General features: G+C 43.2%; 12 protein-coding genes. 4 read left to right on the forward strand and 8 right to left on the reverse strand.

The window, feature by feature from the left end; all coding sequences use genetic code 11:
- The first annotated feature begins 93 nt into the window (after positions 1 to 93).
- The gene (gene lpxD / locus EPO18_RS08705) at positions 94 to 1,134 is read left to right on the forward strand and encodes a UDP-3-O-(3-hydroxymyristoyl)glucosamine N-acyltransferase (protein ID WP_292432967.1); all 1,041 of its coding nucleotides are present in this window, start codon (positions 94 to 96) and stop codon (positions 1,132 to 1,134) included.
- A gap of 261 nt (positions 1,135 to 1,395) precedes the next feature.
- Here lpxD and EPO18_RS08710 read toward each other — a convergent pair whose 3' ends face one another.
- The 4 genes from EPO18_RS08710 to msrA all read right to left on the reverse strand — a co-directional run bounded on the left by EPO18_RS08710 (position 1,396) and on the right by msrA (position 4,953).
- Entirely contained in the window at positions 1,396 to 1,587 is a 192-nt protein-coding gene (locus EPO18_RS08710; protein WP_292432968.1) for a hypothetical protein, read from the reverse strand.
- Positions 1,588 to 2,155: 568 nt separating this feature from the next.
- Positions 2,156 to 2,704: a response regulator transcription factor gene (locus EPO18_RS08715; protein ID WP_292432969.1), complete on the reverse strand. Its 549-nt coding sequence runs from the start codon at positions 2,702 to 2,704 to the stop codon at positions 2,156 to 2,158.
- Positions 2,682 to 4,064 (reverse strand): ATP-binding protein, encoded by a 1,383-nt coding sequence (locus EPO18_RS08720; protein ID WP_292432970.1) that lies wholly within the window; start codon positions 4,062 to 4,064, stop codon positions 2,682 to 2,684. The genes EPO18_RS08715 and EPO18_RS08720 overlap by 23 nt, the downstream gene beginning before the upstream one ends.
- 250 nt (positions 4,065 to 4,314) lie before the next feature.
- Positions 4,315 to 4,953: a peptide-methionine (S)-S-oxide reductase MsrA gene (gene msrA / locus EPO18_RS08725; protein ID WP_292432971.1), complete on the reverse strand. Its 639-nt coding sequence runs from the start codon at positions 4,951 to 4,953 to the stop codon at positions 4,315 to 4,317.
- 87 nt (positions 4,954 to 5,040) lie between these two features.
- Here msrA and hslO point away from each other — a divergent pair, with 87 nt between their 5' ends.
- Together hslO and EPO18_RS08735 are read left to right on the forward strand one after the other, a co-directional pair.
- On the forward strand, positions 5,041 to 5,910 hold the full coding sequence (hslO, locus tag EPO18_RS08730) for an Hsp33 family molecular chaperone HslO (RefSeq protein WP_292432972.1): 870 nt from the start codon (positions 5,041 to 5,043) through the stop codon (positions 5,908 to 5,910).
- A gap of 11 nt (positions 5,911 to 5,921) precedes the next feature.
- Positions 5,922 to 6,707 (forward strand): hypothetical protein, encoded by a 786-nt coding sequence (locus EPO18_RS08735; RefSeq protein WP_292432973.1) that lies wholly within the window; start codon positions 5,922 to 5,924, stop codon positions 6,705 to 6,707.
- 110 nt (positions 6,708 to 6,817) lie between these two features.
- On the opposite strand, the gene EPO18_RS08740 is transcribed toward EPO18_RS08735, so the two are convergent.
- Positions 6,818 to 7,423 carry a peroxiredoxin gene (locus EPO18_RS08740; protein ID WP_292432974.1) on the reverse strand — a complete coding sequence of 202 codons (606 nt, stop codon included), beginning with the start codon at positions 7,421 to 7,423 and terminating at the stop codon, positions 6,818 to 6,820.
- 275 nt (positions 7,424 to 7,698) lie between these two features.
- Between EPO18_RS08740 and EPO18_RS08745 the strand changes: the two genes are divergently transcribed.
- Entirely contained in the window at positions 7,699 to 8,217 is a 519-nt protein-coding gene (locus EPO18_RS08745; protein WP_292432975.1) for a hypothetical protein, read from the forward strand.
- Between the two features lie 107 nt (positions 8,218 to 8,324).
- On the opposite strand, the gene EPO18_RS08750 is transcribed toward EPO18_RS08745, so the two are convergent.
- The 3 genes from EPO18_RS08750 to EPO18_RS08760 all read right to left on the reverse strand — a co-directional run bounded on the left by EPO18_RS08750 (position 8,325) and on the right by EPO18_RS08760 (position 12,262).
- A complete protein-coding gene (locus tag EPO18_RS08750; RefSeq protein WP_292432976.1) occupies positions 8,325 to 10,211 on the reverse strand; it encodes a potassium transporter Kup in 1,887 nt (628 codons plus the stop codon).
- A 67-nt stretch (positions 10,212 to 10,278) separates the two neighbouring features.
- Positions 10,279 to 11,538 (reverse strand): sodium:proton antiporter NhaD, encoded by a 1,260-nt coding sequence (nhaD, locus tag EPO18_RS08755; RefSeq protein ID WP_292432977.1) that lies wholly within the window; start codon positions 11,536 to 11,538, stop codon positions 10,279 to 10,281.
- Between the two features lie 313 nt (positions 11,539 to 11,851).
- Positions 11,852 to 12,262: an ExbD/TolR family protein gene (locus EPO18_RS08760; protein ID WP_292432978.1), complete on the reverse strand. Its 411-nt coding sequence runs from the start codon at positions 12,260 to 12,262 to the stop codon at positions 11,852 to 11,854.
- Positions 12,263 to 12,264: the final 2 nt, after the last annotated feature.

Raw genomic sequence — 12,264 nt, forward strand, 5'->3', positions numbered from 1 at the left:
ATGGTTGTTTATTAGATTTGTTACACTAAACTTAAATTTTCAACAACGCGCCGACTGTTTTGGCGCCATGAAAGAATAACAGCAGAGACCGATATGCCGATTATATTAAAAGAACTTGCCGATTTTTGTGGAGCGCGGATTGAGGGCGGCGACCCATCAGCAGTCGTCCATTCAGCGGCAGATATTACCTCTGCACAGCAAGGTCAAGTCACTCAATTGACTAATGCTCGCTATACCCAACATATCAAAGGCTCAACGGCTTCCGCCTGCTTTATTGCAGAAGGCTTCACTGTTGAAAATGTACCAGAAGGCATGGCGCTGTTAATTTGCGTTGATCCTGAAATCAGTTTTATCAAAGCCGTCGAATTACTGCATCCTGCCAGAACTTATACGCAGCAAATTGCATCGCAGGCAGTGCTTGAAGCCAATGTGGCGTTAGGTAATGAACTGTATATCGGACCTTATGCTGTAATTGGTGAAAACTCAAGTTTAGGCGATGGCAGCGAAATACATGCAGGCGCTTATCTTGGTAAAAATGTCAAAATAGGTAAAAACTGTCGAATTTATCCTTATGCGGTAATTTATGACGATGTGGTCGTGGGAAATAATGTCATTATTCATTCAGGTGCGATCATTGGCGCTGACGGCTTTGGTTATAAGTTCAGGAACAACCAGCATGTCAAAGTTCCCCAGGTCGGTAATGTGGTTATTGAGGACAATGTCGAGATTGGTGCCAATACCTGTATAGACCGGGGAGCGCTGGGAAGTACCTTGATAGGCGCAGGTAGTAAAATCGATAATCTGGTGCAGATTGGGCACAATAACAAAGTCGGCAAAAATGTAATCATGTGCGGATTAACGGGGGTGTCCGGCTCTTGCAACATTGAAGATTATGCGATTCTGGCGGGAAGTTCGGGTATTGCCGATCATGTTACGATTGGCCGTGGAGCAGTGATTATGGCTCGTTCCGGCGTGGCGGGCGATGTCGAGGCAGGGATGCAGGTTTTTGGCAGTCCTGCAAAAGATAAAAAGACGGCTTATAAAGAGCAGATCGCAATCAGTAAATTACCTGAGTTATTGAAAAGGGTAAAAATGCTGGAAGAAAAAATTCAGATGCTGGAAAAAGATGCGTAGCTAATGTTTATAAAGTTCGCAGGCTTTTTGACCCGGTTAAGTATTCTGATTACGTACCGCTATTCACGGTAAAGGTCGTTCAAATTCAGCGCTTGGCTGGATATTCGATTGAAAATCACGAGGTCGGATACATAAAACGATCTGAGGGCCAGGTCGGATTCGAGAGCTATGAAGTGTTGAACAGAAGAAAGTTTTGTGGATAAAAAAATACCCCCCGCAATTAACGGGAGGTACTTTTTTTAATTGACTGCGTTTTCAGAATTATTGCGCAGTTTTGTTGCCGGTTTTCTTCGCATCAATTTTTGAGAAAACTTCAGCGTTACTCGCAGCAACAGCACCACTTTGCAAATGCTTTGTTTCGTCTTGTTTCAACAGTACAACTAATACAATAACAGCAGCAATAGCAACACCAGCGATCAACCATGTGTTGTCTTTTTCTTGTTCTTCAGCCATTTTAAAATCCTCGAAAGTTTATATTATATTGTTTTATTCCCTTTCCTCAAAGGGGCCGCCCAACAAATTACTTTATTGGGTTGCTTGTCGAATTAAGTAATAAACGACAGTGTACTTTTTATCATGAGACACAGCGTTATGTCAAAGCTATAAATAAAAAAATAACCAATTGGCTTAGAATTTATGGCACTAAAGAGGTTGTTGGCGACTGAAAAAAACATTTTGACAAGCATTAACAAACTGAAAATTAATGCAAATAACTTTGCAAAACCGGTTATTAAACAGATTGAGCAAAGGATATTGTTACGGATTAAATCATAGGGATTTAGAATGAAGTTATCGGGATAAAAGAGAATTGCGTTTTAAACCGGCCGCCCTCCCGAAGATGCCCTTAAACAAAATCGGATACGGTTAAAAGCTCCAGAACTGAAAATATCTGCCTCGAGACCGATGCTAAATGAGGGAACATAGTACTTTGACAGCAATTTCAATCCTAAATTGGCTAGATTTAAAAACTGAAACTCAAGCAGGTGTGTTTTTAGCCTATGTTGTTTGGTCACTCTATCGTTTATTCTCTAACCGGCTTTTTATCCAACTTTCTTTGCAACGTCCGTCTGTGCATATTTAACGCTCTGGCAGCGGCCGAAATATTGCCGTCATGCTGCATCAGTACTTTTTGTAAATGCTCCCATTCCAGGCGCTTTACGGATAAGGGATTTTCGCTAATCAAGACCGATGAGTCGCCTTCATTTTTATTCAGGGCATTGACAATTTCATCCGCATTAGCCGGTTTGGTCAAATAGTGTGTGGCGCCCAGTTTTATTGCTTCAACCGCTGTGGCAATACTGGCAAAGCCGGTTAACATGACGCAAATGGTATTGTCATCCAAAGAGATCAGTTTTTTTACCAGTTCCAGGCCGGATTCATGGCCGATACGCAAATCAATCACTGCATATTCAGGCAAATAACGTTCAGCCAAAGCTATTCCGTCTTTAACATCGTTAGCGACCAGTACCTCATAATTTCTTTTTTCTAATGCACTTTTTAACACTTTGCAAAAAGTTTTATCATCGTCCACCAGCAGCAGCCGTGGCTTATCCATTTCCTGGATCATCATTATTATTCTCAGTATTTAAAAGGGGCAGGGTGATTTCCACGCAGGCGCCGCCCGATTCGCTGTTATAAAGACTAATTTTACCGCCCAGACGATTAATAGTGGAATAGGCTAGAAATAATCCGACACCTAAACCGCGTTTTTTGCTGATAACAGGTTGCTTTCCGGCAAAATCAATTAATTCCGGCGGCAGACCGGGGCCAAAATCCTTGATTTTAATAGTGGCGTAATCTAAATCCCACGACGCATGAAATTCGATACCTTTTTCCGGCGGCGATGCTTCAGCGGCATTATTTAAAATATTAATAATAGAGTGGGTCAGAGTGAGTTCGGCAACGATTTTTGCCTGCATTGCAACATCAGGATTAATAAAGAAAGATAGTTTTGAAGTCGGCTTGTGCGTGCGCCATTGATTGATTACTTCGTCAATATAATCCGTTAGTAGCATGGCGCTACCCGATTCGGCGCGCATTTCACCGGCAGAGGCTGACATCACCGATAGCGCGGTTTTGCATCGGTCAATTTGTTGCTGCATGATTGATAATTTCTCATGTAGATCCGGGAAGCGATGGGTCGGATACTCTTGTTCAAGTTCATGGGTCACAATAGCAATAGTCCCTAATGGTGTTCCCATGTCATGAGCGGCACTTGCTGCTAATGTTCCCAACGCTACTACACGCTCATCCCTTAACGCATTTTCCCTGGCTTCAGCCAGGTTTCGCTCCTGAGCTTTGAGCGTTTTAGCCAACTCAACTACAAAGAATGCGACTAAGCCGGCGCTAAATACAAAGCCAAACCACATGCCGAAAATATGCAGATTAAAATAGTGGCTGTCACTCATGGCATGAACTTGTTGCAACAATTCATAATTCTTTGTATCGGAATACTTCATTTCCGGACTGGGCATATGTGGCTCAATCGACGGCAGAGGAATATTGTAAGCCATTAACGCCGTATACATGGACGTGGTTAAAATCACCATATACCAGGCATAGGATTGATGCAGCATAATGGCTGTAATAATCAGAGGTAATAAGAATACCCAGGTAATCGGGTTTGATGCGCCGCCAGTCAGATACAGCAACGCCGTAATACCAAAAACATCAATAACTAGTTGAGAAAAAATTTCCAATTCCGTAACCGGATCTTCTGTCTGCAACCGCATTGAAGTATAAATATTAACTACAATGATCGACAGTATAACCAGCCAGAGAGGCTGCTCCGGCAAACGGATATTAAGGCCGTATACGGATAAAACAATCAGTATAACCTCGCTCATTATCATCAAGTTTCTAAGAATAAACAGCCACTTCAGGTTTTGTCGGGCGGAAAATTCTGATTTAGGTGAAGCGTATGAAAGCATTTTTATAAATATAATATGAGATAAAAAATAACCTAAATAATAAACTAAGCTTATTTAAGTACATTATCGGGATTTAAATTATAAATTAAACAACAATATAAACTGCGACAATATGTCACATTTAATATTGCATTATTTATTGATATTATTAACTTAACTTATTGAGCGCCATAGCTAAAAAGTTACGTTATATTCTTCCTAAATTATTCCAAGGCGGTTTTTAAAACCGTCTTTTTTTTGTCCTGTAAAATCAACGTCTATCAAAAGACAGGTCTAATCCTCCCAAACCACAGTAACCCGCCGGATTTTTCGCCAGATATTGCTGATGCATATCCTCAGCATAATAAAACTCTTTTGCCGGCATAATCTCGGTGGTTATTTGGTTAAAACCCGGTTGAGCCAGTTGATGCTGGTAATGTTGTTTTGACTCAATAGCTTCATCAAGTTGTTGCTGAGTGTAGGTATAAATCCCCGATCTGTATTGCGTGCCGATGTCATTGCCTTGTCTCATGCCTTGAGTGGGGTTGTGGGATTCCCAAAAAATACGGAGCAATTCGCGGTACGAAACAATAGTTGGGTCGTAAATAACTTTAACAACCTCGCTATGCCCGGTTAAACCGGTACAGACTTCTTCATAAGTCGGATTGGGAGTATAGCCCCCGCTATAACCGACTGCCGTGCTATAAACGCCGGGACATTGCCAAAACTTCCGTTCCGCTCCCCAGAAGCAGCCCATGCCGAACAAGGCTTGCTCCATAGATTCAGGGAAAGGCGAGAGTATCGGGTTGCCTGTCACAAAATGCCTGTTTGTAATAGGCATAGGCGTGTTACGGCCAGGTAAAGCTTCTTTCGGATCAGGTAGCGTAAGTTTTTTTGATGAAAAAATCATGGCCTGTGGTATTTTTATACGACTGTTTAAATAAGGATTATTATGATCCTGATGGCATAAAATGCACGACTTTTTAATTGGGGGAACATGATAGATCAAGATTTGTTACGCCGTTTTTTATTTGAGGAGCTCGGTGTTCGCGGGGAATGGGTTAAATTGACCGACAGCTGGCAAGCGGCTAAAAGTCATCAGCGCGGCTCTGAAAACATGCAGTTGCAACTAGGGCAGGCGCTGGCAGCCGTAGTCATGTTGTCGGCTACCGTCAAGTTTAAAGGCTCGATGATTCTTCAGGCTCAAGGCGATGGCGCTATTAAAACTCTGGTTGCCCAGGCGACGGAGCAGCGCAAAATAAGGGGCTTGGTCAGAGGCAAGGAAAGCGTAACTCTCGGACCGCTGGAAGCTATGTTCGGTCAAGGGCGACTGGTGCTTACCATAGAGGCTGAAAACGGCCAGCCTTATCAGGGCATCGTCCCGCTGCAAGGTGGCAATTTGGCCGCTGCCTTGCAAACTTATTTTGAACAGTCCGAGCAACTTAAGACCCGCTTATGGCTATTTGCCAATGCAACCCATGCCGTAGGATTATTATTACAGCAAATGCCGGCACAGGAAAATTATGAGGCTAATTGGGAGCATATCGAAATATTGGCAAATACAGTAACCGAACAAGAACTGTTCGAGCTGGATTCCGAACAGTTGCTGTACCGATTATTCAATCAGGAAAAAGTCAGGTTGTTTGATCCTGAACCGGTTGAGTTCAGCTGCGCCTGTTCACGGTCAAACATTGAAAGAACATTATTCGCTATGGGGCGGGTTGAGCTGGAAGATATTCTAAACGAGCGGAGCATTATTGAAGTAAATTGCGAATTTTGCAGTAAACAATACCGCTTTGATAAAGTCGATGTGGAAAATATCCTGTCTCAGCAAACTACCGTTTCAGACTCTGAAACACGACATTGATCAATAATCCTATGAAAGCCGGAATCATTAAACGAAGTCTTCGCATTGTTCTTTTGCTGGTGCTGGCTGGCTCATTATCCGGCTGCATGTATTGGATTCGGGCCTATCAAGTCTACCTGCAAATGGATGAATTCGATCGCAACTTTTCTGTAGTGTCCAACAATGAATTTACTTTGCACTTTAAGGAGCCCATTCTTTACAGCAAGGATTTTGTTTCCCTGTCCAAGCTGTACGCCAGTCAGGATGATCCTATACCGGAAGGTAGACGCTGGCGATACTGGTTTCGCAAAGTTGACGGCAACAATAAACTGATCAAGCCGGAAGTAAAGTTTTATTCGGATTTAAGTTTTAATAAAGAAAATCGCTTAATTGCCTGGTCATTTTCTTCACTTTTTTTGGCAATTGCTCCAGCCAAATTTTTAGAGGTTTCTTTACGTTCGATAGGCGGCGCCGAAATCGACAAAGAGAAGAAGCAGCTCAAAGCCAACTCGGCATTGCTGGAGAAAATTTCCGAAGATTTGCCCAGAAAACCGGCCGTTGTGGCGCAACTGGGCCAGCCTTTTGAAATCAAAGATGAAGGGGAGCAGGAAGTGTATATTTACCGTTTTTTATTGGAAACTCATCATATAGAAGAAGGTTATGAAGATCGCGCCTTAAACGAAGTTAAAATCACCTTCGATAAAAAGACCCAAGAGCTGATTAGAATGTCTGGACGGTTTGCAGGACTTAAAGTTTCAATCAATTACCGAAAGTTTCTTGATGAAGCACCAGATGTCGCCCAAGGCAAACCGGAATAGCCGCCAAATTAATCCTTTCTTATCGCCAATAAAAAAGGCTTAGACATTTAATGGCCTAAGCCTTTTTTATACCGCTCGGGTCGACCGGTTAAGCCGACCCGATAACCAACTTACAGCTTATCAGCATTCTTTTCCAAGTATGCCGCAACACCGGCTGGGTTTGCGTTCATACCGGAATCGCCTTTTTGCCAACCGGCTGGGCATACTTCGCCATGCTCTTCGTGGAATTGTAAGGCGTCAACCATGCGCAGCAATTCATCCATGTCGCGACCTAAAGGCAGATCGTTAACAACCTGATGACGAACCTTGCCGTCGCGGTCGATCAGGAAAGTGCCGCGGTAAGCCACCGCAGGCGCATCGGCTTCAACATCATAATCTTTGCAAATAGAGTGAGATATGTCCGCAGCCATTGTGTAACGAACAGGACCAATGCCGCCTTTATTGACAGGTGTATTACGCCATGCGTTGTGGGTGAAATGAGAGTCTATAGATACGGCAATAACTTCAACATTACGGCTTTTGAATGCATCCATTCGATGATCTAAAGCAATCAATTCACTAGGGCAAACGAAGGTGAAATCTAACGGGTAGAAAAAAACTACCGCATATTTTCCGCGAGTGGCAGCAGAAAAATTAAATGAATCAACTATTTGACCATCGCCAAGAACAGCAGGAACTGTAAAATCAGGTGCTTGTTTACCGACTAGTACGCTCATCGATTATCTCCAATAAATAGTGAAAAAACAAAAGGCTTTTAATTTGATGTTAGCCACTGGGACAGTGGATTGATGAAATTGTACACTAACTTAGTAGGGAATTGTCGAAATTGTTGTTATTTTTAGCTTGCTTTAATTTTAATTTTAGCCATAATTTGTCATTAATAGCTTACAATGCTGTCAGAGATATGCTCTAGCACGGGGGGTCTTCAAATCTGTCGCCCTAACTTGGCTGTTAAATTCATTTACTTTTATTTTGTTGATGGAATTCGATCATGGCAAAAAATAAACACATTACCGAGCCCGATGTATTCGGTTTTCAAGTGCGGATAGTAAGACGCGGCAAAGAAAGCAGTCGTTATTTTTCGCACAAATTATGGGGGAATAAAGGCAAGTCTTTGAAAGCGGCAATTACTTGGCGCGACCAGATGCTGACCGTTTTAAAAGGCAGTAAGACGCGGTTTCTTAAGCCGCCTAAAAATAAAACCACTACCGGTGTCACGGGGGTTTCAAGAACTATCAAGTATGATCATCGCAAAGATAAAAGTTATCTTTGCTATACCGTTTTTTGGGTCAGTAACTGCAAATCAAGGAATAAAACCTTTCAGGTTGGCAATGTAGATAAAGTAACGGCAGACGATGAATTGCATGCGTTTCGTACCGCCAAGCTGTTCAGAAGTTGCTATGAATATTCGATTGATAATGATCTTGAATTTTACGACAGTAAATTTGCCGGCTGGAAGAAATCACGCCTGTATGATGACGAGAATTTGAACCCGGTAGCAGCGGGGTGAGCAAAGATTTTACGTTAGACGGCTGTGCAGCGTTTTGTAGAAACATAGCTTTGGCAAGCATAAACATATATCGGATTATCTGGTAAAAAGACAAGCCTTTTACATCGCTAAAGTTCGATGCGGATACCCAGTTCAATGACTCGCTCGACAGGAACCTTGAAAAAATCTATCGCGCTTGAAGCATTATGAAACAAAAACCTGAATAAGGGTCTGCGCCATTTTGGCATAAGGCTTTTTTTCCGGAAAGAGAGTCGCTCGCTGCCGATAAAAAATGATGTCTGCTTGAAGTCGATGTTTAGTCCTTCTTGAGCGCACTGTTCTAAAGCTTGCCTCACATCAGGACTTTGCTGGAAACCATAGTAAAGTTTAACCCGGTAAAAATTGTTATCCTTGCCAAACGTGCGGATTTTGATTCGGTGCGCTACATCAACATATGGCTCATCTTTAGTGACAATGGTTAATACCATGATTTGTTCATGCAATACATGGTTATGCTCAAAGTTGTGTAAAAATACCTGCGGCACGCCATGCAGGTTTTTCGCCAGATAAACGGCAGAACCTTTAACAGTTACTGCCTGATGATTCATTATTTTATCTTCCAAGTCCTCAAACAGCATCCGTCTATCATCCATATGTTCCGCCAATAATGCCCGGCCTTGAATCCATGTGGTCATCATTAAAAACAGCACCATTCCAATAACCAAAGGCAACCAGCCTCCAGTAGGTATTTTTAAACTGTTAGAAGACAGAAATAAAAAGTCTACGGTTAGAAATGTTGTTAAAAAGGTAATGCCGGCCAATTTTTTCCATTGCCAAAGTTCTTGAATAACAATAAATACCAAAATAGTATCGACAATCATCGTGCCGGTAACGGCAATGCCATAAGCGGAAGCCAGCGCCGAAGAAGATTGAAAGCTTAATACCACCACAAATACCGAAACCATCAATAACCAATTGATCGCAGGAATATATACCTGTCCCACTTCCCGGCCCGATGTATGCAAAATATTCATACGTGGGCAGTAGCCAAGCTGTATGGCTTGTCTGGTGACCGAGAACGCGCCGGATATGACTGCTTGAGAGGCAATAACAGATGCCAATGTTGCCAAAAATAATAGCGGATACATCGCCCAAGTTGGCGCCAGCAAATAGAACGGATTTTTCACCGCATCAGGGTGTTCAAGAAGTAATGCCCCTTGGCCAAAATAGTTCAGCAACAAAGCAGGAAAAACAAAGCCGAACCAGGCGTAGCGTATCGGCTTCAGGCCAAAATGCCCCATATCGGCATAAAGCGCTTCAGCGCCGGTTATTGCCAATACCACCGCTCCCATAATTAAAAAGCTTTGCCATCCCAATTCGAGCAATAAATGAATCGCATAATAAGGGTTAACCGCCGCTAATACGCCGGGAGCATGACTAATATTAGCTACGCCAAGACTGCCCAGCGTAACGAACCAAAGACACATGATCGGTGAAAACATTTTTCCAACCGCTCCTGTGCCTTTAGCCTGCAAAATAAAAAGCGCGAAGAGTACTGTGATGGTGATCGGCAATACATAATGAGCTAAGGATGGAGCAATGACTTGCAAGCCCTCGACTGCGCTTAATACTGAAATTGCGGGGGTAATAATGCCGTCGCCGTAAAACAAGGCGGCGCCGAGTAAACCAATGGTAACGATAAAGCGTGTTTTTTTCGGATTATCGCTGGCGCTTTGCAACGCAAAAGTCATCAGCGCCATAATGCCGCCTTCACCTTTATTGTTAACCCGCATAATAAACGTTGCGTATTTGATAGCTACAACCAAGGTTAATGCCCAAAAAACCAGTGACAGCACACCTAATACATGCGGTTTATCAATCGGCAGATGGCTGCCGAAGATTTCCTTAACAGCGTATAAAGGGCTGGTGCCAATATCACCAAATACAACACCGATAGCGCTTAGGGCTAAAACGGCTGCTTGTTTTTTGGAATCATCTTGAGAGCTTGTCGCCATAGTAAATATTGAATTAGATGGGAAATTAGTAACGAATCAACTGGATGCCATTGGCTTTAACCCGCCGCTATACCCAATGCAAAACCTCGAATTGCAGATACCAAAGACCGAAAGAGCCGAGGAAGTTAACCAGCACTGCCGGCAGAAAGCGTAAATGAGTGGCGAAAGTATAGCTTTTGTCGATGGACATAGCCATGACCCCCGCCGAAGAACCCACTACAGTCAAGCTGCCGCCGATGCCTACCATCATAGCGTTCAGCATCCATTGCTCAACGCCTATGTTAGGATTCGCCATAATAGCCGCCGCTTCGAGCAAGTTATTGTCGATACAGCTGGATATCAATCCTAAAATAAAGTTGACCCAGGTCGGCTCCAGAGTTTCGAATAGCTGGCGCACATAAGACAGCCAGCCCACATGATTGAGGGCAGCCATACCGGTGATAATGCCGATGTAATACATTAAAGTTGCCCATTCAACTTTTTGTAGTTGAATGTCCAGATTAATCTCAATGCCACATCTTCTCCTTAGTGCCCAAATGTACATTACAACTAGGCCCAAACCGCTACCCAGTGCGAATTCAATATCGACATGCAGCACCATGTTCAGCACCACTGCTCCGACAATAGCCGATGCGCAAACCAACGCAAGGCTAAGTCCGCCCGGTTTGAGACCTTCTGCTGTTGTGTTGGGTTTAAGCAGTGCATCGGTATCAAGTTTTTTCAGGTAGAACATATCCAAAACCAGCGCGCTTAAAAACCAGCCGAAAACCGCTGCCGGAAATAACATCAACAAATCGGTCATGGTGACTTTGTCGGCCAGAATCACCATCAAACTAGTCGAAGTGCCGATAAACCAAACACCGCTGTTAGATGAAATAATCGTATTGCACAAGACCAGATGGGTATAGCGTGAATCTGCTGAAACATTGCTGATCGATTTACCGAAAATCATAGTGGTGGTTAAGCTGCTGATGAAGGGACTCAACAACGCACACAATAAGCCCATCACCCAGAACAAACCTCTCGCTCCCAACCCTCTATTCATTAACGCGTGGTTCATAGCAGCGAAGACGTTGCGTTCGTTCAGAATCTCAACAATCATCCACATGAACGCCATAAAGGCGATCAACGCGAATAGCGATTCTTTAGTTGACGCCTGCATCGCAATCAAGGGTTTGAATCGTTCAGGATCGTCGCCGCTGAGCCAATAGTAAGCGCCAATGATGGCTACTGTAGACATCATCATCAAAGCGGGTTTGAACTTGTCCATCGCCAACTGGACTTCGAAGATGATCATCATCAAGCCGATAACAAATATGCTCAGCACAATGAGTCCAACTGGGGAAAAGGGAAGTATAGCTATGGGCATAGGGATTTTTTCCGTAAAAAGTCTAAAAGTGAAGATATTATATTATGAAGATATTATATTAATTCTTTAGTCCCGCAATTAATAAATACTTGAGTTTATGGGGTTGCCGCCGTCCCCATACGCATCGACTGAAATTAGATTAAAAGATACTGTTAATCAATGAATGAATTTGTATATAGATTGTATACAAATTATTAACAAACCACGAAGAATACGGATTATTAGAGTTTCCGATGTGTTTCTTCGTGGTTTTATATATGAGAAGGTGGGGCTACTGCTTCACAGTCACAAATGCTATTTTAGCGATTCCGGCATGCTGTACAGTTGCCATGAGTTCGGCGACTTTCGAATAGACGACGTCTTGGTCTGCGTATAAATGCAAGCCGATTTCAGGATTTCTTAAAAGCTCGGTCTTTAGAGCTGTTTCCAGTGCGGCAAGGTCGGCAAGCGGGAGCTTATTCAGCGTAATAACGCCCTGGACATCAATACCAAGCTGCAACGGTTGTTCCTTGGTATCCGCCGTAGTCTCGGCGGTTTTCGGCAAAGTCACATGCACTGATTGGGTGAGTAACGGCGCAGTCACTAATAAAATAATTACCAGCACCAGCATTACATCGACGAGGGGCGTGACGTTAATCTCGCTCATCGCTCCTTCGTCTTCGGATTGCGGTTTAAAAGCCATAT

Source organism: Methylobacter sp. (genome assembly GCF_004322395.1).
Lineage (GTDB): Bacteria > Pseudomonadota > Gammaproteobacteria > Methylococcales > Methylomonadaceae > Methylobacter_A.

Excerpts from the sequence above, each read along its gene's own strand:
- lpxD (WP_292432967.1), top strand. The coding sequence starts at position 94 with ATGCCGATTATATTAAAAGAACTTGCCGATTTTTGTGGAGCGCGGATT.
- EPO18_RS08710 (WP_292432968.1), bottom strand. The coding sequence starts at position 1,587 with ATGGCTGAAGAACAAGAAAAAGACAACACATGGTTGATCGCTGGTGTT.
- EPO18_RS08715 (WP_292432969.1), bottom strand. The coding sequence starts at position 2,704 with ATGATGATCCAGGAAATGGATAAGCCACGGCTGCTGCTGGTGGACGAT.
- EPO18_RS08720 (WP_292432970.1), bottom strand. The coding sequence starts at position 4,064 with ATGCTTTCATACGCTTCACCTAAATCAGAATTTTCCGCCCGACAAAAC.
- msrA (WP_292432971.1), bottom strand. The coding sequence starts at position 4,953 with ATGATTTTTTCATCAAAAAAACTTACGCTACCTGATCCGAAAGAAGCT.
- hslO (WP_292432972.1), top strand. The coding sequence starts at position 5,041 with ATGATAGATCAAGATTTGTTACGCCGTTTTTTATTTGAGGAGCTCGGT.
- EPO18_RS08735 (WP_292432973.1), top strand. The coding sequence starts at position 5,922 with ATGAAAGCCGGAATCATTAAACGAAGTCTTCGCATTGTTCTTTTGCTG.
- EPO18_RS08740 (WP_292432974.1), bottom strand. The coding sequence starts at position 7,423 with ATGAGCGTACTAGTCGGTAAACAAGCACCTGATTTTACAGTTCCTGCT.
- EPO18_RS08745 (WP_292432975.1), top strand. The coding sequence starts at position 7,699 with ATGGCAAAAAATAAACACATTACCGAGCCCGATGTATTCGGTTTTCAA.
- EPO18_RS08750 (WP_292432976.1), bottom strand. The coding sequence starts at position 10,211 with ATGGCGACAAGCTCTCAAGATGATTCCAAAAAACAAGCAGCCGTTTTA.
- EPO18_RS08760 (WP_292432978.1), bottom strand. The coding sequence starts at position 12,262 with ATGGCTTTTAAACCGCAATCCGAAGACGAAGGAGCGATGAGCGAGATT.